At 53.9% G+C, this 22,818-nt stretch carries 21 protein-coding genes; 13 read left to right on the top strand and 8 right to left on the bottom strand.

Annotated elements, in window-relative coordinates; translation table 11 throughout:
* Window positions 1-143: 143 nt before the first annotated feature.
* The 5 genes from HVZ37_RS09915 to HVZ37_RS09895 all read left to right on the top strand — a co-directional run bounded on the left by HVZ37_RS09915 (window position 144) and on the right by HVZ37_RS09895 (window position 5,975).
* Entirely contained in the window at window positions 144-1,388 is a 1,245-nt protein-coding gene (locus HVZ37_RS09915) for an MFS transporter (RefSeq protein WP_181628388.1), read from the top strand.
* A gap of 23 nt (window positions 1,389-1,411) precedes the next feature.
* Window positions 1,412-2,278, top strand: coding sequence for a quinate/shikimate dehydrogenase (gene ydiB, locus HVZ37_RS09910; RefSeq protein ID WP_181628387.1), 867 nt, complete (start codon window positions 1,412-1,414; stop codon window positions 2,276-2,278).
* Window positions 2,279-2,311: 33 nt separating this feature from the next.
* Entirely contained in the window at window positions 2,312-3,070 is a 759-nt protein-coding gene (gene aroD / locus HVZ37_RS09905; RefSeq protein ID WP_181628386.1) for a type I 3-dehydroquinate dehydratase, read from the top strand.
* Window positions 3,071-3,214: 144 nt separating this feature from the next.
* Window positions 3,215-4,810, top strand: coding sequence for an acyl CoA:acetate/3-ketoacid CoA transferase (locus tag HVZ37_RS09900; protein WP_109740197.1), 1,596 nt, complete (start codon window positions 3,215-3,217; stop codon window positions 4,808-4,810).
* A gap of 13 nt (window positions 4,811-4,823) precedes the next feature.
* Window positions 4,824-5,975, top strand: a complete 1,152-nt coding sequence (locus HVZ37_RS09895) for an acyl-CoA dehydrogenase (RefSeq protein WP_042319326.1) — start codon at window positions 4,824-4,826, stop codon at window positions 5,973-5,975.
* Window positions 5,976-6,045: 70 nt separating this feature from the next.
* Here HVZ37_RS09895 and HVZ37_RS09890 read toward each other — a convergent pair whose 3' ends face one another.
* Complete coding sequence (locus HVZ37_RS09890) at window positions 6,046-6,936, bottom strand: AraC family transcriptional regulator (protein ID WP_044254771.1); 891 nt, start codon at window positions 6,934-6,936, stop codon at window positions 6,046-6,048.
* Between the two features lie 328 nt (window positions 6,937-7,264).
* Here HVZ37_RS09890 and HVZ37_RS09885 point away from each other — a divergent pair, with 328 nt between their 5' ends.
* The 5 genes from HVZ37_RS09885 to fadK all read left to right on the top strand — a co-directional run bounded on the left by HVZ37_RS09885 (window position 7,265) and on the right by fadK (window position 12,359).
* The gene (locus HVZ37_RS09885) at window positions 7,265-8,032 is read left to right on the top strand and encodes an electron transfer flavoprotein (RefSeq protein ID WP_044254775.1); all 768 of its coding nucleotides are present in this window, start codon (window positions 7,265-7,267) and stop codon (window positions 8,030-8,032) included.
* 20 nt (window positions 8,033-8,052) lie between these two features.
* Window positions 8,053-8,988 (top strand): electron transfer flavoprotein subunit alpha, encoded by a 936-nt coding sequence (locus HVZ37_RS09880; protein ID WP_181628385.1) that lies wholly within the window; start codon window positions 8,053-8,055, stop codon window positions 8,986-8,988.
* A gap of 56 nt (window positions 8,989-9,044) precedes the next feature.
* Complete coding sequence (locus tag HVZ37_RS09875; protein ID WP_181628384.1) at window positions 9,045-10,334, top strand: FAD-dependent oxidoreductase; 1,290 nt, start codon at window positions 9,045-9,047, stop codon at window positions 10,332-10,334.
* Complete coding sequence (locus HVZ37_RS09870) at window positions 10,331-10,624, top strand: ferredoxin family protein (protein ID WP_043000861.1); 294 nt, start codon at window positions 10,331-10,333, stop codon at window positions 10,622-10,624. Before HVZ37_RS09875 ends, HVZ37_RS09870 begins: the two co-directional genes overlap by 4 nt.
* Before the next feature lie 94 nt (window positions 10,625-10,718).
* Window positions 10,719-12,359, top strand: coding sequence for a medium-chain fatty-acid--CoA ligase (gene fadK, locus HVZ37_RS09865; protein WP_181628383.1), 1,641 nt, complete (start codon window positions 10,719-10,721; stop codon window positions 12,357-12,359).
* A gap of 37 nt (window positions 12,360-12,396) precedes the next feature.
* Here the strand turns inward: fadK and ppsA are convergent, their stop codons facing one another.
* Complete coding sequence (gene ppsA, locus HVZ37_RS09860) at window positions 12,397-14,775, bottom strand: phosphoenolpyruvate synthase (protein WP_181628382.1); 2,379 nt, start codon at window positions 14,773-14,775, stop codon at window positions 12,397-12,399.
* 333 nt (window positions 14,776-15,108) lie between these two features.
* Here ppsA and ppsR point away from each other — a divergent pair, with 333 nt between their 5' ends.
* The 3 genes from ppsR (at window position 15,109) to hemP (ending at window position 17,471) form a co-directional block, all read left to right on the top strand.
* Complete coding sequence (gene ppsR, locus HVZ37_RS09855; protein ID WP_043000864.1) at window positions 15,109-15,942, top strand: posphoenolpyruvate synthetase regulatory kinase/phosphorylase PpsR; 834 nt, start codon at window positions 15,109-15,111, stop codon at window positions 15,940-15,942.
* 156 nt (window positions 15,943-16,098) lie between these two features.
* The gene (gene aroH, locus HVZ37_RS09850; RefSeq protein WP_043000865.1) at window positions 16,099-17,145 is read left to right on the top strand and encodes a 3-deoxy-7-phosphoheptulonate synthase AroH; all 1,047 of its coding nucleotides are present in this window, start codon (window positions 16,099-16,101) and stop codon (window positions 17,143-17,145) included.
* Between the two features lie 143 nt (window positions 17,146-17,288).
* A complete protein-coding gene (gene hemP / locus HVZ37_RS09845; protein ID WP_044254783.1) occupies window positions 17,289-17,471 on the top strand; it encodes a hemin uptake protein HemP in 183 nt (60 codons plus the stop codon).
* A 4-nt stretch (window positions 17,472-17,475) separates the two neighbouring features.
* On the opposite strand, the gene selO is transcribed toward hemP, so the two are convergent.
* From selO to btuC, 6 genes are all read right to left on the bottom strand, one after another.
* Entirely contained in the window at window positions 17,476-18,918 is a 1,443-nt protein-coding gene (selO, locus tag HVZ37_RS09840; protein ID WP_181628381.1) for a protein adenylyltransferase SelO, read from the bottom strand.
* A 61-nt stretch (window positions 18,919-18,979) separates the two neighbouring features.
* Entirely contained in the window at window positions 18,980-19,693 is a 714-nt protein-coding gene (locus HVZ37_RS09835) for an EAL domain-containing protein (protein ID WP_181628380.1), read from the bottom strand.
* 221 nt (window positions 19,694-19,914) lie between these two features.
* The gene (locus HVZ37_RS09830; RefSeq protein WP_043000869.1) at window positions 19,915-20,379 is read right to left on the bottom strand and encodes an NlpC/P60 family protein; all 465 of its coding nucleotides are present in this window, start codon (window positions 20,377-20,379) and stop codon (window positions 19,915-19,917) included.
* Between the two features lie 77 nt (window positions 20,380-20,456).
* Window positions 20,457-21,206, bottom strand: coding sequence for a vitamin B12 ABC transporter ATP-binding protein BtuD (btuD, locus tag HVZ37_RS09825; RefSeq protein WP_044254789.1), 750 nt, complete (start codon window positions 21,204-21,206; stop codon window positions 20,457-20,459).
* Entirely contained in the window at window positions 21,206-21,757 is a 552-nt protein-coding gene (locus tag HVZ37_RS09820; protein WP_044254791.1) for a glutathione peroxidase, read from the bottom strand. The genes btuD and HVZ37_RS09820 overlap by 1 nt, the downstream gene beginning before the upstream one ends.
* Before the next feature lie 63 nt (window positions 21,758-21,820).
* Entirely contained in the window at window positions 21,821-22,801 is a 981-nt protein-coding gene (gene btuC / locus HVZ37_RS09815) for a vitamin B12 ABC transporter permease BtuC (RefSeq protein ID WP_043000872.1), read from the bottom strand.
* Window positions 22,802-22,818: the final 17 nt, after the last annotated feature.

Raw genomic sequence — 22,818 nt, 5'->3', positions numbered from 1 at the left:
TTTCGTCTGCAATATACCTGGTAACGAAAACGTCATGTTATGTAGTTCATGTCGTTTCACCATCGTATATTAATAAAAAATCGCCGGATATAAAAACGCTGGCGAAAGCAGAATTAAATTAACCGGCAAGGAGCTTTGAAAAAATGTCACAGAATCAGGCTTTCAGCACGCCATTTTTCCTGGCGGTCATCTGTATTTATCTCAGCTATTTTCTCCACGGTATTAGCGTCATTACGCTGGCGCAAAATATGACCTCACTCGCCGCGAAGTTTTCTACCGACAGCGCAGGGATCGCCTATTTAATTTCCGGCATCGGACTTGGTCGTCTGGTGAGTATTCTGTTTTTTGGCGTCCTGTCGGATAAATTCGGTCGTCGGGCGATCATTTTGTTGGGTGCCGCGTTATATATTCTCTTTTTCTTCGGCATCCCTGCCAGTCCTAACCTGATGGTGGCCTTTGTCCTCGCCGTCTGCGTTGGCGTGGCCAACTCTGCGCTTGATACCGGAGGCTACCCGGCACTGATGGAATGTTTCCCGAAAGCGTCAGGTTCCGCGGTGATCCTCGTCAAAGCAATGGTCTCCTTCGGACAGATGCTCTATCCGATGCTGGTCGGCTATATGCTGCTCAACAACATCTGGTACGGCTATGGCGTGATCATTCCTGGCATTCTGTTTGTACTGATCACCCTGATGTTACTGCGCAGTCAATTCCCCGGCCAGTTGGTGGATGCCAGCGTCGCTAAAGAGTTACCGCAGATGAACAGCAAACCGCTGGTCTGGCTGGAAGGAGTGGCTTCCGTCATGTTTGGCGTGGCGGCGTTTTCCACCTTTTACGTTATCGTGGTCTGGATGCCGAAATACGCCATGGCCTTCGCCGGAATGGAAGAAGCGGATGCGCTGAAAACCATCACGTATTACAGCCTGGGTTCGCTGGTCTGCGTCTTTATCTTTGCCGCACTGCTGAAAAAAATGGTTCGCCCCATCTGGGCTAACGTCTTTAATGCCGGACTGGCCACCGTTACCGCAGCTGTCATTTATCTCTGGCCGTCACCGCTGGTGTGTAACGCGGGCGCGTTTGTGATTGGCTTCTCTGCCGCGGGCGGGATTTTACAACTGGGCGTGTCGGTGATGTCGGAATTCTTTCCGAAGAGCAAAGCCAAAGTCACCAGCGTTTATATGATGATGGGCGGCCTCGCGAATTTTGTTATTCCGCTGATTACCGGTTACCTCTCCACCATCGGCCTGCAATACATCATTTTACTGGATTTCGCTTTTGCCCTGCTGGCCTTTATCACCGGCATTATCGTTTTTGTTCGCTATTACCGGGTCTTTAATATTCCACAAAACGATATCCGTCTGGGCGAACGTTATTTTTCAACAAAAAGTTAAGCGACAATTTAAGGAGTCATGTTATGGATGTAACCGCGAAATATGAACTGATCGGCTTAATGGCTTATCCAATCAGACACAGTTTGTCGCCTGAAATGCAAAATAAGGCGCTGGAGAAAGCCGGATTGCCGTTTACCTATATGGCCTTTGAGGTCGACAACAGCACCTTCGCTGGCGCTATCGAGGGGCTGAAAGCGTTAAAAATGCGCGGGACCGGCGTATCGATGCCCAATAAACAGCTGGCCTGTGAATTTGTTGATGAACTGACCCCGGCGGCGAAGCTGGTTGGCGCGATTAATACCATCGTCAATGATGACGGCTACCTGCGTGGTTACAATACCGACGGCACCGGTCACATTCGCGCAATCAAAGAGAGTGGTTTCGATATCAAGGATAAAACCATGGTATTACTGGGTGCGGGTGGCGCCTCCACGGCCATTGGTGCGCAGGCAGCCATTGAGGGGATCAAAGCGATTAAACTCTTTAACCGCAATGATGAATTTTTCCAGAAAGCAGTGGACTTCGCTAAGCGGGTGAATGAAAACACCGACTGCGTGGTGACGGTGACAGACCTTGCTGACCAGCAGGCCTTCGCTGACGCGCTGGCGACAGCGGATATCCTGACCAATGGCACTAAAGTCGGCATGAAGCCGCTGGAAAATGAATCGATTGTCAGTGACGTGAGCCTGCTACGTCCGGAACTGCTGGTTACCGAATGCGTTTACAACCCGCATATGACGAAGTTATTGCAACAAGCGCAACAGGCCGGTTGCAAAACAATCGATGGTTACGGCATGTTGTTGTGGCAAGGCGCTGAACAGTTCAAACTGTGGACCGGCAAAGATTTTCCGCTGGAATACGTAAAACAGGTGATGGGGTTTGCGGCCTGACGGCCAGGAACTAAGACTGATAAAAGGTATTAAATGAAAACCGTAACCGTAAAAAACCTCGTGATTGGCGAAGGGGCTCCAAAAATAATCGTCTCGCTGATGGGCAAAGATATCGCCAGCGTCCGCGCAGAAGCGCAGGCCTATCGCGACGCGGATTTCGACATTCTGGAATGGCGCGTTGACCATTTCGCCGATGTCGCCTCTGCTGATGCCGTCCTGGAGGCTGTCCGCGCGATCCGCACTGAACTGCCCCAGACTCCCCTGCTGTTTACGTTCCGTAGTGCGAAGGAAGGGGGTGAACAGGCCATTTCAACCGACGCCTATCTCGCGCTGAATCGCGCGGCGGTCGATAGCGGCCTGGTGGATATGATCGATCTCGAACTGTTTACCGGTGATGAATTGGTCAAGGCGACAGTAGACTACGCGCACAGCAAAAACGTCAGCGTGATCATGTCCAACCATGATTTCCACAAGACGCCAGCAGAAGAAGAGATCGTTGCACGGCTGCGCAAAATGCAGGAACTGGGTGCCGATATTCCGAAGATCGCCCTGATGCCGCAGAATCACAGCGATGTTCTGACGCTGCTTTCCGCTACGCTGAAAATGCAGGAACAGTACGCTGACCGTCCGGTGATCACCATGTCGATGTCCAAAACCGGTGTGATTTCACGGCTGGCCGGTGAAGTCTTCGGCTCCGCGGCGACCTTTGGCGCGGTTAAAAAGGCTTCGGCACCGGGACAAATATCCGTTAGCGATCTGCGTACGGTATTAACGATATTACATCAGGCGTAATTAACGAAATAAAGGCGGGACAGATTCTCTCCCGCCATTAAATATATATTTTATTCCACAGTGAATATTCCACATGAATATTCAGCGGAGGCCTGCGCCTGAACACAGCGGCGTAGGGCTTCTGCCGGGTATCCAGGAGTTTATATGAAACCTGAAAGACCACCACGCGTTAATGGTCGCGTGCCTGTGCTCTCGGCCCAGGACGCAGTAAATTATATTAAAGATGAAGATGTACTGTGTATATTAGGCGCAGGCGGCGGTATTCTGGAAGCCACCACCTTAATTACCGCTTTAGCCGATAAGTATAAGCAAACGCAAACGCCACGGAATTTATCGATTATCAGTCCGACGGGTCTGGGCGATCGCGCCGATCGCGGAATCAGCCCGCTGGCTCAGGAAGGCCTGGTGAAATGGGCTCTGTGCGGGCACTGGGGGCAGTCGCCGCGTATTTCGGATTTAGCGGAACAAAATAAGATTGTCGCCTATAACTATCCACAAGGGGTGCTGACTCAGGCTCTGCGTGCGTCTGCCGCCCACCAGCCGGGGATCCTCAGCGATATCGGGATTGGCACCTTCGTCGACCCGCGCCAACAGGGGGGCAAGCTCAATGAGGTCACCAAAGAAGACCTTATCAAGCTGGTGGAGATTGATAACAAAGAATATCTCTACTACAAAGCGATTGCGCCTAACGTCGCGTTTATCCGCGCCACCACCTGCGACAGCGAAGGCTATGCCTCGTTTGAAGATGAGGTGATGTACCTCGACGCGCTGGTGCTGGCTCAGGCGGTGCACAACCACGGTGGCATCGTGATGATGCAGGTGCAGAAAATGGTCAAGAAGGCCACGCTGCATCCTAAATCCGTACGTATCCCCGGCTATCTGGTGGATATCGTGGTGGTCGACCCAGACCAGACGCAACTGTACGGCGGCGCGCCGGTGAACCGATTTATCTCGGGCGATTTCACCCTCGACGACAGCACCCAGCTCTCCCTGCCCCTCAACCAACGCAAACTGGTTGCCCGTCGCGCCTTGTTTGAAATGCGTAAAGGTGCGGTCGGTAACGTTGGCGTCGGCATCGCGGATGGCATTGGACTGGTGGCCCGTGAGGAAGGCTGTGCAGATGACTTTGTACTGACCGTTGAAACCGGCCCCGTGGGTGGGATCACCTCCCAGGGTGTCGCTTTTGGCGCAAACGTCAACACTCGCGCCATTCTTGATATGACCTCACAGTTTGACTTCTACCATGGCGGTGGGCTGGACGTCTGCTATCTGAGCTTTGCGGAAGTTGACCGCCACGGCAACGTCGGGGTGCACAAATTTAACGGCAAAATCATGGGAACTGGCGGCTTTATCGATATCAGCGCGACCTCAAAGAAAATTGTTTTCTGCGGCACGCTAACCGCTGGCAGTCTGAAAACAGAAGTGGCCGACGGTAAATTAACCATCGTCCAGGAAGGCCGGGTGAATAAATTCATCAGCGAACTGCCGGAAATCACCTTTAGCGGAAAAATCGCCCTCGAGCGCGGTCTGGACGTGCGCTACATCACCGAACGCGCGGTATTTACGCTAAAAGAGGACGGTCTGCATCTTATTGAAATTGCCCCTGGAGTGGATCTGGAGCGCGATATTCTGGCGAAAATGGATTTCGCACCGGTTATTTCACCAGACCTGAAACTGATGGATGAAAGATTATTTATCGACGCCACCATGGGTTTTGAACTGCCGGAAGCGGCGAATTAAAAGGAGTATGATGATGGACTTTTCTTTAACCGAAGAGCAAGAGCTGCTGCTTGCCAGTATCCGGGAACTGATCACCAGCAATTTTCCGGAAGAGTATTTCCGCACCTGCGACCAGACGGCGACCTACCCCAGAGAGTTTATGCGTGCGCTGGCGGATAACGGGATTTCCATGCTGGGCGTACCGGAAGAGTTCGGCGGTATTCCGGCAGACTATGTCACCCAAATGCTGGCCCTGATGGAAGTGTCAAAATGCGGCGCCCCGGCCTTTCTGATCACCAACGGGCAGTGTATTCACAGCATGCGCCGTTTCGGCTCGCCAGAACAACTGCGGAAAACGGCGGAAAGCACGCTGGAGACCGGCGATCCGGCCTATGCCCTGGCGTTAACCGAGCCAGGTGCGGGTTCTGACAACAACAGCGCCACCACCAGCTACACGCGCAAAGACGGCAAGGTGTACCTGAACGGCCAGAAAACGTTTATTACCGGCGCCAAAGAGTACCCATACATGCTGGTGCTGGCGCGCGATCCCGAGCCAAAAGATCCGAAGAAAGCCTTTACCCTCTGGTGGGTGGAGTCCAACAAGCCTGGGATCAAAATCAATCCGCTGCACAAAATCGGCTGGCATATGCTCAGCACCTGCGAAGTCTATCTCGACAACGTTGAGGTGGATGAAAGCGACATGGTGGGCGAAGAAGGCATGGGCTTTCTCAACGTGATGTATAACTTTGAGATGGAACGTCTGATCAACGCTGCGCGCAGTACCGGCTTCGCCGAATGCGCCTTTGAGGATGCCGCACGTTATGCCAACCAGCGCATTGCGTTTGGCAAACCGATTGGACACAACCAGATGATCCAGGAAAAGCTGGCGCTGATGGCAATCAAAGTCGACAACATGCGCAATATGGTGCTGAAGGTGGCATGGCAGGCCGATCAGGAGCAGTCACTGCGTACCAGCGCCGCGCTGGCGAAACTGTATTGTGCCCGCACCGCGATGGAAGTGATTGACGATGCAATTCAGATTATGGGCGGGCTGGGTTATACCGACGAAGCGCGTGTCTCCCGATTCTGGCGCGATGTCCGTTGTGAACGGATTGGCGGCGGGACGGATGAGATCATGATTTATGTCGCAGGTCGGCAGATCCTGAAGGATTATCAGAACAAGTAAGCGACAGGCCGGATACGGTACTTGCATCGTATCCGGCCATTCAAACGCTTACCGATGATGACACATATACTCAGACGTCGGACAACAGGCAGGCCTGCTCTGTCAGGCTGTTTTTAAACTGTTTACGATAATCGCCTGGCGAACAGCCGACGTGGCGCAAAAAAAGCTTCGCGAAGTGGTCGACATTTTCATACCCGACGCGCCAGGAAATTTCGGCCTGTGAATAATCAGTATTGGTTAAGGCAAATTTCGCTTCGGTCATCCGCCGCTGAATCACATAATTAATCGGTGAAATATGGTACTCGCGGGTGAATTCGTGACAAATATAGCTGACGCTGGCACGAAATTTTTTTGATAACTGCTCAAGCGTAATTTTCTCCCGATAATTATTATTGAGATAGACCAGAATATCTTTAATCAGAACATCTTTTTTAATATGTCCTTGTTCCGAACGATATGCATTTTTAAAGTTCTCAAAGAAGAGCACCGTCAACGCATAGGCAAAAGCATCGCAGACGGACGACGTCAGGCCATTTTTACTTTGCGGCAGCATCACCCCGAGCTCATTAAAAATACTTTTGATCACTTCTTTTCCCTGGCCGACGGCAACCACCGGACAGGAATGCGATTGTAGCAGTTGGTTTTCCTCCCAGCCCTGAAAGCGAAAGCCATACAGCGCACAGGTGTAGGTGGTGGCTGGCGCGTTCACATCCGATGTCACGGCGTGTAACCGCCCCCGCTCCACCACGACAATATCATCTTCGTGAGCCACATAAAGGGAAGAGTCGATCGTTAATCTGACGATGCCTTTTTTGACATAAATCAGCTCGGTCTCATTGTCATGAACATGATGACCGGACTCCCAACGGGGATCATCACTAATGACAAATCGGGAAAATCGCGGGGTTTTGCCCTGGTCAAAAAGGCTTTCCATGGCATTATCAAAGCAGCGTTGATACATGACAACCTCCACAAGCAGAAATTTATCCTGAACAATATAATGAGGATAAAATAAAGCGAGTATGGCGGTTATACAACTGTATTTAGTAAGGGCAAAACAAGATTATTTCCCTCACCTGCAAGATAATACGTTTAATTTTCTCAAATGATTTTCTACTCATTTCTTTTGTACGAGCGATCCCACTTTTTTTGCAAGATACCTGGTAACGAAAACAGATTGCTCCGTCGATAAAAAGCCGCCGTCTGTCGCACACTATTTCCAGTCAATTTTCACTTTCCGCCGGGGTGGCCTGATTGTCACTGTCGGTATGCGACTCACAGGAGATGCCATGAAAATAATAACCTGCTTTAAGCTGGTGCCTGAAGAACAGGACATTGTTGTTACGCCCGAGCAAGCGCTGAGCTTTGACAATGCGGACGCCAAAATCAGTCAGTTCGATCTCAACGCCATTGAGGCCGCAACGCAGTTGGCCACCGAGGCAGAGGATGAGATCGTGGCACTGACGGTGGGCGGCTTATTATTGCAAAACTCTAAAGTGCGTAAGGATGTGCTCTCCCGCGGGCCACATGCACTGTATCTGATGCAGGATGCACAGCTGGAACACGCGCTGCCAAAAGACACGGCGCAGGCCATTGCCGCCACGGTGGAAAAAATCGGATTCGATCTGCTCCTGTTTGGTGAAGGGTCTGGGGACCTTTATGCACAACAGGTTGGTCTACTGGTCGGTGAGATCCTGCAACTGCCAACCCTTAACGCCGTCAGCAGCCTCCAGCGTCAGGGCGATAAGCTGCTTGTAGAACGTACGCTGGAAGAGGACGTTGAGGTGATAGAACTGACACTTCCGGCCGTTATCTGCGTGACATCGGATATTAACGTGCCACGCATCCCCTCAATGAAAGCCATTCTTGGCGCCGGGAAAAAGCCCGTACACACATGGCAGGCAAGCGACATCGGCTGGAGTCAGGGCGAGCTGCGAGCAGAACTGGTTGCCATTACTGTACCACCACAAACGGCGCGTAAGCACATCATTCTGGATAACGATTCGCCGGAAGCCATCGCCGAACTGGCTGAACACCTGAAAAAAGCCCTGAACTGAGCCCAACGGAGAACACAATCATGAGTCAATTAACCCACGTCTGGGTATTTAGCGATAACGTTGAACGCTACGCAGAGCTGATGGCTGGCGCACGTCAGTGGGGTCAACAGGTCTATGCCATTGTTCAGGGTTCTGAGCAGGCGGCGCAGGTTAAGCCGCTCGGTGCCGACGGCATCATCGTACTGGATAAACCCTCCGACCTGCAGCGAATCGAAAATTACGCCGAAACGCTGGCCGCGCAAATCCGGGAAAAAGGCGACGGTCTGCTGCTGATGGCTGCAACCAAGCGCGGCAAAGCGCTGGGCGCGCGTCTGAGTATTCAGCTGGATGCGGCCATGGTTAACGATGCGACGGCAGTGAGCGTTGAAGAGAACGCGCTGTTTGCCGAGCATCGTATGTATGGCGGCCTGGCGTTTGGCAAAGAAAAACTGAACAGCCCGCTGGCCATTATCACTCTCGCCCCTGGTGTACTGGAGCCGATTGAGGCGGATCACATGCATGACTGCCCGGTGGTTACCGCCGAGTGGGTGGCCCCGCGCCAGGAGATCTTGTGTCAGGAACGTCGCGCCAAATCGCTCAGCAGCGTTGATTTAAGCAAAGCAAAACGCGTGGTAGGCGTCGGTCGCGGCCTGGCGGCACAAGACGACCTGAACATGGTGCGCGAACTGGCCGCCGTACTCGGCGCGGAAGTGGGCTGTTCACGCCCTATCGCCGAAGGGGAAAACTGGATGGAGCGCGAGCGTTACATCGGCGTTTCCGGCGTACTGCTGAAGTCCGAACTGTATCTGACGCTGGGTATTTCCGGACAGATCCAGCATATGGTGGGCGGCAATGGCGCGAAAGTGATTGTCGCCGTGAACAAAGATAAAAACGCGCCAATCTTTAACTATGCCGATTACGGACTGGTGGGCGATATCTACAAAGTGGTCCCTGCCCTGATCGCGCAGTTGCGCTAATTCTCTCCTTGACCCACATCTCCCGCTGTGCAAACGGCGGGAAGGGAGCTTTAAGCATGTCGGATGAAAAATTTGATGCCATCGTCGTCGGTGCTGGCGTAGCGGGCACGGTGGCGGCGTACATCATGGCAAAAGCCGGACTCGATGTTCTGGTCATCGAGCGCGGTAACAGCGCGGGCAGTAAAAATATGACCGGGGGGCGTCTCTACGCCCATGTGATTGAGCGGATTATGCCCGGATTTGGCGAGAAGGCGCCCGTTGAACGCAAAGTCACCCGCGAGAAAATCTCGTTTATGACGGAAGAAAGCGCGATCACGCTGGATTACCATCGCGAACAGCCGGATGTACCGACTCAGGCATCGTACAGCGTGTTGCGCAACCGTCTCGACCCGTGGCTGATGGAGCAAGCCGAAGCGGCTGGCGCACAATTTATCCCTGGCGTGCGCGTGGATGCGCTGATTCGTGAAGGCAACCAGGTCACAGGCGTACAGGCTGGCGACGATATTCTCGAAGCCAACGTGGTGATCCTCGCTGATGGCGTCAATTCAATGTTGGGCCGTTCGCTGGGCATGGTACCTGCCTCATCGGCGCACCATTACGCTGTCGGTGTGAAAGAGTTGATTGGCCTCTCCCCGGAGCAAATCAACGACCGTTTTAATCTGTCCGGAAATGAAGGCGCGGCGTGGTTATTCGCAGGATCACCGTCAAACGGCCTGATGGGCGGCGGGTTCCTTTATACCAATCGCGATTCCGTCTCCCTCGGTCTGGTATGCGGGCTGGGCGACATGGCCCATGCGCAGAAAAGCGTACCGCAGATGCTGGAAGATTTTAAACAGCACCCTGCCGTTCGTCCGTTGATTCAGGGCGGCAAATTGCTGGAGTACTCGGCACATATGGTGCCAGAAGGCGGACTGGCGATGGTGCCGGAGCTGGTAGGCGACGGTGTGATGATTGTCGGTGACGCTGCGGGCTTTTGTCTGAACCTCGGTTTTACGGTACGCGGAATGGATTTAGCCATCGCCTCTGCCGAAGCGGCGGCACACGCCGCAATTGGGGCCAAAGAGCGCAAGGACTTCTCTGATCGCACGCTTGCGCAATACAAACACGAGCTGGAGAAAGGGTGCGTTATGCGTGATATGCAGCATTTCCGTAAGATCCCGGCGCTGATGGAGAATCCGCGCCTGTTCACCCAGTACCCGCGAATGGTGGCGGACATCATGAATGACATATTCACCATTGATGGCAGCCCGAATCAGCCGATGCGCAAAATGATCCTGTCACATGCAAAACAGATCGGGCTGATGAATCTGCTCAAAGATGGCATTAAGGGAGTCACGGCGCTATGAGCCAGGAAAATCGCGTTAACGTCGACGTCAAACTGGGCGTCAATAAATTCCATGTTGATGAGGGCCATCCGCACATCATTCTGGCGGCGAACCCGGACAGCAAAGAGTTTCAAAAATTGCTGAATGCCTGCCCTGCCGGACTCTATAAGCAGGATGAGGCAGGTACGATTCACTTTGATTCCGCGGGCTGTCTGGAGTGCGGAACCTGCCGGGTGCTGTGTGGTGAGACGATCCTCGAAAAATGGGAGTACCCCGCAGGCACGTTTGGCGTGGATTTCCGCTACGGCTGAAACGACGGATGGGCACAAATGCCGGAGAGTGACGCCAGGCGTCTTATCCGGCCTGCAATCCCCTACTACCCCCTTGATAGACCGGGAACCTCCGATGAGTGTCACATTAACGTTTGACGCCGGGCGGCGGGACGCATACCGCAAGCTTGGCTTTTGGGGCGATGCCTCGCTGGGAGACTACTGGCAACATACCGCACGCAGCGTGCCAGACAAAATCGCCGTCGTGGATAACCACGGTACGGAATTCACTTACGCCGCCCTCGACCACGCGGCAAGCTGTCTGGCGAGCTGGATGTTGGCGAACGGCATTCAGCCCGGCGACCGCGTCGCTTTTCAGCTTCCCGGCTGGTGCGAATTTACCGTTATCTATCTCGCCTGTCTGAAAACCGGCGCCGTATCCGTTCCCCTGCTGCCCGCCTGGCGCGAAGCCGAGCTGGTGTGGGTGCTGAACAAGTGCCAGGCAAAACTGTTTTTCGCCCCAACCGTGTTTAAACAGACGCGCCCGGTCGATTTGATCTTGCCCCTGCAAAACCAGTTGCCACATCTGCAACACGTTATCGGCGTCGATAAACTGGCACCGGCGACAACCTCGCTCGCCCTCAGCCAGATCGTTGCGGACAACGCGCCACTTGCCCGTCATATTCAGGTTCACGGCGACGAGCTGGCCGCCGTGCTGTTTACCTCTGGCACCGAGGGACTGCCAAAAGGCGTCATGCTCAGCCACAACAATATTCTCACCAGCGAGCGGGCCTACTGCGCGCGTCTGAATCTGACCTGGCTGGACGTCTTTCTGATGCCAGCGCCGCTGGGACACGCCACCGGTTTTTTACACGGCGTGACGGCACCGTTTCTGATCGGCGCGCGCAGCGTGCTACTGGATATTTTTACCCCAACGGCCTGCCTTGCGCTTCTGGAGCAACAGCGCTGTACCTGCGTCTTAGGGGCGACGCCGTTTGTGTACGACCTGCTCTGTACCGTGGAACAGCAGCCTGCCGACCTCTCTTCGCTGCGTTTCTTTTTGTGCGGAGGAACGACCATTCCGCAGCGCATTGCTCGCGACTGCCAGCAGCGCGGCATTAAACTGCTCAGCGTTTATGGTTCGACGGAAAGCTCGCCGCATGCGGTAGTGAATCTCGACGATCCCCCTTCCCGTATGATGAATACCGATGGCTACGCGGCGGCAGGCGTGGAGATCAGAATTGTTGATGAGGCGCGTAATCCCGTGCCTCCGGGCGTTGAAGGGGAAGAGGCATCGCGCGGACCGAACGTCTTTATGGGCTATCTTGACGAGCCTGAGTTAACCGCCCGGGCGCTGGATAGCGAGGGCTGGTACTACAGTGGCGATCTCTGTCGGATGGACGAGGCGGGCTACATTCAGATAACCGGGCGCAAGAAAGATATTATCGTTCGGGGCGGAGAAAACATCAGCAGTCGCGAAGTGGAAGATATTCTGTTGCAGCACCCCCGCATTCACGATGCCTGTGTGGTTGCTATGCCGGACGAACGTTTAGGCGAGCGTTCCTGTGCCTACATCGTGCTGAAAGCGCCGCATCATTCACTGTCGCTGGAAGAAGTGGTTGCCTTCTTTAGCCGTAAACGGGTAGCGAAATATAAGTATCCAGAGCACATTGTGGTGGTCGAAAAGTTACCCAGAACGGCATCCGGGAAGATCCAAAAGTTCCTGTTACGCCAGGATATTATTCAACGATTAGCGTCGGAATGCCGTGAGGCATAAATTGCCGGATGGCGGCGCATCGCCATCCGGCAGTACCTTACTTCTTCAATTCCGCCAGGCTCAGCCAGGTCTGGACAACGGTATCCGGGTTCAGCGACAGGCTGTCGATCCCCTCTTCCATCAGCCAGGCGGCAAAGTCTTCATGGTCAGACGGACCCTGACCGCAAATCCCGACGTATTTACCCTGTTTCTTCGCGGCGCGAATCGCCATCGACAGCAGCGCTTTCACCGCGTCGTTACGCTCATCAAACAGCTCTGATACCACACCAGAGTCACGATCCAGACCCAGCGCCAACTGTGTCATGTCGTTAGAACCGATCGAGAAGCCGTCAAAGTATTGCAGGAACTGTTCAGCCAGCAGGGCGTTGGACGGGATCTCACACATCATGATGATCTTCAGACCATTTTCGCCGCGTTTCAGCCCCTGACGCGCCAGCTCTTCCACGACCGCTTTTGCCTGCTCAACGGTACGGACGAACGGGATCATGATTTCGACGTTAGTCAGTCCCATCTCATTACGCACGCGTTTCACCGCGTCGCATTCCAGCGCAAAGCAATCACGGAAGCTGTCCGACACATAGCGACCCGCGCCACGGAAGCCCAGCATCGGGTTCTCTTCCTCTGGCTCGTAGCGTTCACCACCCACCAGGTTTGCGTACTCGTTCGACTTAAAGTCGGACAAACGCACAATCACGCGTTTCGGCCAGAACGCCGCGCCGAGGGTGGCGATCCCTTCCGTCAGGCGACCTACGTAAAATTCACGCGGAGAATCAAAGCCTTTCATCATCTCGCGGATTTCGTTTTGCAGTTTGGCATCTTGATCGTCAAACTCCAGCAGCGCACGCGGGTGGACGCCAATCATACGGTTGATGATAAATTCCAGACGCGCCAGGCCAACGCCTTCGTTTGGCAGACAGGCGAAGTCAAACGCCCGATCCGGGTTACCGACATTCATCATCACCTTCAGCGGCAGATCCGGCATCGTATCGACGCTGGAGCTCTTAACGCTGAAGTCGAGCATGTCGGCGTACACGTAGCCTGTATCGCCTTCTGCGCAGGAAACGGTGACCTTCTCGTCATCCTTCATGCGCTCAGTGGCATCGCCGCAGCCTACCACCGCCGGGATCCCCAGTTCACGCGCGATAATGGCCGCGTGACAGGTACGACCGCCACGGTTAGTGACAATCGCCGCCGCTTTTTTCATGATCGGTTCCCAGTCCGGGTCGGTCATGTCGGTGACCAGTACGTCGCCAGGCTCAATGCGGTTCATCTCGCTGATATCATGAATGACTTTTACCGGGCCTGCCCCGATGCGGTGACCGATAGCACGGCCTTCCGCAATGATTTTGCCCTGCGTGTGCAGCGTGTAACGCTCCATCACCTGGCCGCGAGAACGCACGGTTTCCGGACGAGCCTGGACGATGAACAGTTTGCCGGTATGACCATCTTTCGCCCACTCGATGTCCATCGGACGACCGTAGTGTTTTTCAATCTGTACCGCCTGCTTCGCCAGTTCCTGCACTTCGTCGTTGGTGAGGGAGAAAATATCACGGCTTTCCTGCGGCACATCTTCAATGGTGACCTGTTTGCCGTGTTCCTGGGTCGGCGCATAGACCATGCGGATTTTTTTCGAGCCCATCGTGCGGCGCACAATAGACGGGCGATTGGCCGCCAGCGTCGGTTTGTGGACATAGAACTCATCCGGGTTTACCGCGCCCTGCACCACCATCTCGCCTAGCCCCCACGCGGAGGTGATAAACACCACCTGGTCAAAGCCAGATTCAGTATCGATGGAGAACATCACGCCGGACGACGCCAGATCGGAACGCACCATCCGCTGGACACCCGCAGAGAGCGCCACACCACGGTGGTCATAGCCCTGGTGAACGCGATAGGAGATTGCGCGGTCGTTAAACAACGAGGCAAACACGTGCTTCACGGCGACCAGTACTGCGTCAAAGCCCTGGACGTTGAGGAAGGTTTCCTGCTGCCCGGCAAAAGAGGCATCCGGCATATCTTCCGCAGTGGCAGATGAACGCACGGCGAAAGAAGCATGTTGATCGTCCGCGGAGAGTTGCGCGTAGGCATCACGGATAGCATTTTCCAGCTCAGGCTGGAAAGGAGTGTCGATAATCCACTGGCGGATCTGCGCGCCGGCCTTCGCTAACGCGTTAACATCGTCAATATCCGTTTGATCCAGCAGTTCATAGATGCGCTGGTTTACACCGCTTTGGTCCAAAAACTGGTTAAACGCATCGGCGGTTGTGGCAAAACCATTCGGTACCGATACACCCATACCGGAAAGGTTAGTAATCATTTCACCCAGGGAGGCATTTTTGCCCCCAACTCTGTCTACATCATTCATGCCGAGTTGGTTATACCAAAGCACCAGCGGTGACGAGCCATTGTTGGACATCGAACAATCCTTTTGTGATAAATGAACGAGTTTAGGAAACGCTTAATTACGTATTTATCTTTGCATATTTAACCCGCTTAAAAAAACGGTGAATCGTTCAAGCAAATATATTTTTTATTTTTTCGGACAGTTTACCCATTTGCGCAAACCCGCGAATGGCGGGCGATCCCCACAAAATGTGTCGGTATAAACATCTGTTCCATAAAATGAAATGCACTTTTCATAAAATATAAAAATACCATTTCATTTTCAAAATAAGCGTTATTTTCTACGCTTCAGAGTAATTTTAATTTATGCTTTCAGAGAATTATGACTGACTTTCAGGGTGTGAAAATGGATAATGCTGTAGATCGTCACGTGTTTTATATTTCCGATGGAACGGCAATTACCGCTGAAGTGTTGGGCCATGCGGTGATGTCACAGTTCCCCGTCACTATCAGCAGTATTACGCTGCCGTTTGTTGAAAATGAGAACCGCGCCCGCGCCGTTAAAGACCAAATCGACGCCATTTATCAACAAACCGGCGTGCGCCCTTTGGTGTTCTATTCGATTGTATTACCGGAGATCCGTTCCATCATTCTGCAAAGCGAAGGCTTCTGTCAGGATATCGTGCAGGCGCTGATCACCCCGCTACAGCACGAGATGAAACTCTACCCCACGCCGATTGCTCACCGGACGCACGGGCTGAATCCGGGTAACCTGAACAAGTACGATGCGCGAATCGCCGCCATTGATTATACCCTTGCCCACGATGACGGCATTTCGTTGCGCAACCTGGACCAGGCGCAGGTGATTTTGTTAGGCGTCTCGCGCTGCGGCAAAACGCCCACCAGCCTCTACCTGGCAATGCAGTTTGGCATCCGCGCGGCAAACTATCCTTTTATTGCCGACGACATGGACAATCTGGTTCTGCCTGCATCGTTAAAACCCCTGCAACATAAGCTGTTTGGTCTGACGATTGACCCTGAACGACTGGCCGCCATCCGCGAAGAACGCCGGGAAAACAGTCGCTATGCCTCCCTGCGTCAGTGCCGTATGGAAGTGGCCGAAGTCGAGGCGCTCTACCGTAAGAACCAGATCCCGTGGTTGAACAGTACTAACTATTCAGTTGAAGAGATTGCCACCAAAATCCTCGATATCATGGGATTAAGTCGACGCATGTACTAATAAACTAGTTCACGAGTTCTGTTTTTTTGTTATCATACCGTTCTGCCGCGAGGTGTGACGCACCTCGCACTTGAAATCAGCAGGGATTGGTTTAAGGTTGTGCCCATCACTTCCCGGTACCTCTGCCGTAGAAGCCACAAATTTCTGAGAATTATCATGAACAGAACCGATGAACTGCGTACCGCGCGTATAGACAGTCTGGTCACGCCCGCTGAACTTGCGCAACGGCATCCTGTGTCGCCCGCCGTCGCCAGCCACGTCACCGACTCCCGACGCCGGATAGAAAGAATATTGAATGGTGAAGACCGCCGCTTGCTGGTTATTGTAGGTCCGTGCTCCATTCACGATCTCGATGCCGCACTGGAGTATGCCACGCGTTTACAGGCGCTGCGCACGCAGCATCAGGCGCGCCTGGAAATCGTCATGCGCACCTATTTTGAAAAACCACGTACCGTTGTCGGCTGGAAGGGACTCATTTCCGACCCGGATCTCAACGGCAGCTATCGCGTGAATCACGGCATTGAACTGGCGCGTAAACTGCTGTTGCAGGTCAATGAACTGGGCATCCCAACCGCGACGGAATTTCTCGATATGGTGACCGGTCAATTTATTGCCGACTTGATCAGTTGGGGCGCCATTGGCGCGCGGACCACCGAAAGCCAGATCCACCGCGAAATGGCCTCGGCGCTCTCCTGCCCGGTCGGCTTTAAAAACGGGACCGACGGAAATACCCGTATCGCCGTTGACGCGATCCGCGCTTCCCGCGCCAGCCATATGTTCCTCTCACCCGATAAAACCGGTCAGATGACCATTTATCAGACCAGCGGCAACCCTTATGGCCATATCATTATGCGCGGTGGCAAAAAGCCGAACTACCATGCTGAAGATATTGCTGCAGCCTGCGATACGCTGCATGAATTTGATTTACCAGAACATCTGGTCGTCGATTTCAGCCACGGCAACTGCCAGAAGCAGCATCGCCGTCAACTGGATGTCTGTGATGATATTTGCCAGCAAATCCGTAACGGATCGACAGCCATCGCCGGCATTATGGCGGAAAGCTTCCTGCGTGAAGGTACGCAGAAAATTATCAGCGGGCAGCCACTGGTTTATGGTCAGTCGATAACCGATCCTTGCCTTAACTGGGAAGACACTGAACTGCTGCTGAGCAAACTGGCCTCGGCGGTGGACAGCCGCTTCTGATCGTCCGCCCATCCGTACAGGGTGGGCATATTCTCCCCCCCTTTTCGCAAACTACCACATTTAATACTTGTTGTTATCGTGCACTTTATTGATAATAAAAATCATTGTTACATTAATTATTATTAATAAATCGTGATACCCGTATGGATAACATTGAGTCCCCCCGCCTTAAGGAACGAGAAAACGCGGCTCTCCCACCTGCGCCCATCCGCAAGATCAGCAGTCAGAAACTGTTAGGTGATGACGGTAAAGTGATTATCGATCACAACGGTCAGGAATACCTGCTGCGTCAAACGCAGGCAGGTAAACTCTTGCTGACCAAATAGCGCTTCAGCTTGAACAGCTGACTTCCAGGCGTTTGCCCCAGTCCGGCGGACGCTGGCTGTAGTCATCATCGCGATCGCGGAAAGGCTCGCGCAATATGGCATGTAAGCGATGCAGTTCACTCATATCGCCTTTCTCCGCCGCCGCAATCGCCCGCTGCGCCAGCCAGTTACGCAGCACCACCGCAGGATTGGCGCTCAGCATTAGCGACTGACGCGCAGCATCATCGACTGCATCGCGCTGCAAACGCGTTCTGTAACGTGTGAACCAGTCATCAAAGGCGTCGCGATCGATAAATTCGTCGCGCAGTGGAGAGGAGGCATTCTGCTGCTCTGTCATGCTTAGCATGCGGAAAGTACGGGTATAGTCACTGTGCTCGCGGGCCATCAGGCTGAACAATTCGTTCAACAGATCGTTGTCATCTTTTTGTTCGGTCATGAACCCCAGTTTCTGCCGCATCCGCTGACCGTAGCGCGTCAGTAGCGCCACCTGGTACCCGTCGAGGGCATCATTGAGCGCCTCAACGGTGATGAAGGGCGACAGACTTTGCGCAAGGCGCTGAAGATTCCACAAACCTACCGCCGGTTGATTGTCAAAGCTGTAGCGCCCCTGGTGGTCAGAATGGTTGCAAATGAAGCCCGGTTCATAGTCGTCCAGGAACCCAAACGGACCGTAGTCCATCGTCAGCCCGATGATCGACATGTTATCGGTGTTCATCACCCCGTGCGCGAAACCCACGGTTTGCCAGTCGGCGATCAGTGACGCGGTCCGCGCGACCACGTCGCGAAACCAGAGAATGTACTTATCGGCGTCTTGCTGGAGATGCGGCCAGTAATGACGAATGGCGAAATCCGCCAGTTGCTGAACTTTTTCCGGCTCGCGACGGTAATAGAAATGCTCAAAATGACCGAAGCGCAAGTGGCTTTGCGCCAGTCGCATCAGCATCGCCCCCGCCTCCACCGTTTCGCGGTAAACTGGTGTTTCACTGGTGACAATCGTCAGCGCCCGGGTCGTTGGTATCCCCAGGTAGTGCATCGCTTCACTGGCAAGGCTTTCTCGGATCGTGGAGCGCAATACCGCACGACCATCACCCATGCGCGAATACGGCGTCAAACCCGCGCCTTTCAGGTGCCAGTCCATTGTGCTGCCATCGGCAAGCAACTGCTCACCGAGCAGAATACCGCGCCCGTCACCCAGTTGACCCGCCCAGACGCCGAACTGATGACCGCTATAGACCTGCGCCAGCGGAGACATCCCCGGCAACAGCGCCTCGCCGCCCCAGACACCCGCCGGGCTGTCAGGATGAAAAAGGGAATCGGGGATGCCCAGTTGTTCGGCAAGCGCATCGTTGTGCCAAATCAGTCGCGAGTGATTCAGCGGTGTTGGCGACAGTGCGGTAAATGTTGCTGGCAGTTCATCGCGCCAGCGGGCTGTGAAAGACAGGGTCATAGGGCCTCCTGCCTGTAGTGTAGACGGTTAATTCCGTCATAAACACCAGCAAACAGAAAGGTTATCCGTGGAGTAATTGGGTGACCTGACTGGCCGAGACGACAGGCCACAGCCCGCCCTGCATACCGCTAAAACCGAATGGCGTCACGCGGGTCAACATCGCTTCGCTGTCGATACCGGCGATCATCAGCGATTCGCAATAAGGCGACACTTGTGTAAGGATGGCGCGCATGAACGGTTCGAAGGAAAGACGAGTGGCCCGACGATGGACAAAATTCCGGTCCAGGATAATTCGTTTAAATAATCCATCGAATATGGCTTTGTTGGCACTTTCCCCTGCACCGAAATTGGCCAGTACCAGAGGAAAACGTTCAGCCAGCGCATTCAACGTTTTATTCTCTTTGCCTTCAGACAGTTCGGGAAAATTCTCATTAATCATGAGTTCGAGAAACGAAAACCGTTTAACGGCAGAAACGCACTCACTATTGGTTAATAATAACGGTACAACTGCCGGGGTTATATAAATCCAGGCGACAAGTTTATGTTGAATAAAAAAATGTTGGCACGTTTCGATCAGCGCCAGCTTTTCGATAAATAACTGGCACTGTTCTTCGTGAGAAAGTCGCGGAAGCACCAGTTCAGTTGGGATACGAACGTCACCGTCTTCACTGACAAAGTTCGCGATAACGCTTAAACCGATAAGTTTTCGTTGTACATTCCTGGCGGGCTGAAAATAGAGTTCAGAATGATACACATTATCCAGTGAAACATTCATCACGGCAGTCCCACATACAGGGAGTGATTCGGCAACCTATTACACAGGATGTCGTCATCCATCTTTTTTAATGCCAGAAGGAAAATGTTCATGTTGTCCTTTTCACCCGGAGCCCCGGTTCCTTAGTATTCAGCTTATCCTGATTATAAACGCTTATCCAGCATTGTTCTTTTTCGGCAATAAAAGCGAGGGACATCCTCAATCGAAATAACGCCCTACGACTAAATGCGTCTCGCCTGCCAAAAGTTTTTCCGCCAGTAGACATTATCCAGCGACGAACGCATCACACCACGACTGGTTGATGCATGAATAAACTGACCGTTAGTATCATAAATACCCACATGTAAACCGCTCTCTCCCGACCCGGTTTTGAAAAACACCAGATCGCCAGGCAACAAGTCGTCTTTATCGATTTCCGTCCCCAGTTTTGCCTGTTGACGGGTTTCGCGTGGCAGCTGCAAAGAGAACTGATCGCGCATGGTCATCAGCACAAAACCGGAACAATCCACACCACCGCGACTCATGCCGCCGTAACGATAGGGCGTCCCGCGCCAGGTCTGGAGTTGATCATTTAACCCGGCAATTACGGTAATGGAATCAGAGAGCCGGGCATTGGGCGGCGGCGCTCGGTGGCTACTACATCCGGCCAACAACAGTGCTGTGCAAAAAAGAAACCAGAAACGCATTCAGGCGAATCCTCTGTATTTTTATTCTTCACCCCTTATAGCGGGTATTTACGCGGGTTTTCAAGAAACCATTTCGTTTAAGTGGTTGATATAATCATTCTGTGACCTTCGATGTCAAGACGCCGGAAGTGCAGACCATACGCCTGCGCTAAATGCGCTGGCGTCAGCACTTCATCACGTGGACCGCTGGCGAGCAGTTTCCCCTGTTTGAGCAACCACGCCCGGTGCGCGTGGCGCAAGGTATGATTCAGGTCGTGACTGCTCATCACGATGGCAATCCCCTGCTGGCACAGGCGGTGCAGAATGCGATCCAGCGCATTTTGCTGCGCGACATCAAGGCTGTTCATGGGCTCATCGAGGAGCAATAGCTGCCCCTGTGGGTTGGTCTCTGGCGCGATTTGCAGGATCACCGCGGCAAGACGGACGCGCTGCCATTCCCCACCTGAGAGCTCCTTCGCATTGCGTTCAAGTTTGTCCGCCAGCCCCAGCGACTCGGCCACCGCCATCAACTGGTCTGTGCGCGTTTTGTCTGGCTGATGTAGCGTCAGGAAGTGCCATACCGGCATCGCGAAGGGCGGATTTTGCTGCTGCGCCAGATAAGCACGATGGCGGGCAAGTTTAGCGGCGGGCCACAATGCCAGCTCAGTCCCCGCCAGAGCGATCGTTCCCGCCCCACTGGTTAACCCTGCCATCCGCGCCAGCAGCGTGCTCTTTCCGGCGCCGTTCGGCCCCACAAGATGCAGGATCTCCCCTGCCCGAATCTCGCCGGACAGAGGCCCTAACCGGGTCGATTCCGCCACATCCTGTAACTGCATCACTGAAGACATTATTTAGCCAACGCGAGTTTGATGCTTTCCATCACAATCGGATCTTCCGGCGTCATATCCGGAGAGAAACGCTGTATCACTTTGCCATCACGGCCTACAAGGAACTTCTCAAAGTTCCACAGGATATCGTCAGGATAGAGCGGCGCACGCCCTTTGCTGGCCATTCGCTCATAGAAACCACTCTCTTCAGGGGCTACAGCCGTCGGTGCCGCCTCAATCAGTTTCTGGTACAGCGGATGACGCCCCTCCCCGTTTACCTCAATCTTGCTGAACATCGGGAAGGTCACGCCCCAGGTCGTCGCGCACCAGGTTTTGATCTCGTCATCACTGCCAGGTTCCTGCCCAAGGAACTGATTGCAGGGAAAGCCCAGCACAATAAAGCCACGGTCGGCCCACGCTTTCTGAATATTTTCCAGTTGCTCATACTGTGGGGTAAGTCCGCATTTTGAAGCTACGTTAACAATCAGCAGAACATTACCTGTGTATTTCTCAAGCGTGGTCACTTCGCCATCAATCGTTGTCACTACCGTGTTCAGAATCGAGTCTTGCATAGCCTCTCCAGGATCGTGAGTGATTCAAATACCAGCTTCTAATCATAGACTGTCTTGTCGTACCTAACGTCCGGCTTTGAGTAACAGCCAGATAAAAACCGGTGCGCCGAGCGTCGCGGTGACCACGCCAATCGGCAATTCGGCGGAGGCCAGCGCCAGGCGAGCGACCACATCGGCCAGCAGCAGCGCAATGGCCCCCGCCAGCGCACAGGCAGGTAACAGCACGCGATGGTCCGTTAAGCCGCACAGGCGTAAAATATGGGGGATGACCAGGCCAATAAAACCAATGGCCCCGGCCAGCGCCACGCTGACACCGACCATCCATCCGGTGGCAACCACCAACAGATTTCGCCAGAACCACAAGGGGAGTCCCAGTTGTCGGGCAGAGGTTTCCCCCAACGCCAGCATGTTCATCGCCTGCGACTGGCAGCAGATCCACACCAGCACCGGAATCAGGGCCAGCATCAGCCAGGACTGCTCCCAGTTAACGCCACCGAATCCCCCCATCATCCAGTACATCAACTGACGCAGATCGAATGAGGTAGAAAAATAGATGGCCCAGGTCATCAGCGCACTACAGATAATCCCCAGCGCCACGCCGGCAAGCAGCAGGCGGCTGGTCGAAAGATGACGACGGGCAAAACGCAGGAGGATCAACGTGATGACCAGCGCACCGGCAATCGCGCACAGTCCAAGCGCCCAGTGCGGCAGTATACCCTTCCCCAGCAGCACGGCGGCGATCAGCCCCACGCCCGCACCGTTGGAGACGCCGAGCAACCCCGGCTCCGCGAGCGGGTTTTCAAACAGCGCCTGCATCACTGCGCCGGACAAAGCCAGCGCCGCGCCCACCAGCAGAACCGCCAGCGCGCGCGGAAGGCGAATTTGCCAGACAAAGAGTTCGCCACGGGGCGTCAGCCAGTCAGCGGGCGATATCCACTGCTCTCCGGCGCACAGGCTCAACCACAGTGTCAGTAACATCAGTACCGACAGACTCAGGATCCAGCGCACATGTTGTCGCTGTTGTTGACGGGCAAAAGTCAGCATGATTTCCGTTCAACTGA

This window comes from Citrobacter sp. RHB35-C17, from assembly GCF_013816795.1.
In the GTDB taxonomy this organism is placed as follows: domain Bacteria; phylum Pseudomonadota; class Gammaproteobacteria; order Enterobacterales; family Enterobacteriaceae; genus Citrobacter_A; species Citrobacter_A amalonaticus.
This window is presented reverse-complemented; position numbering and strand designations above follow the sequence as displayed.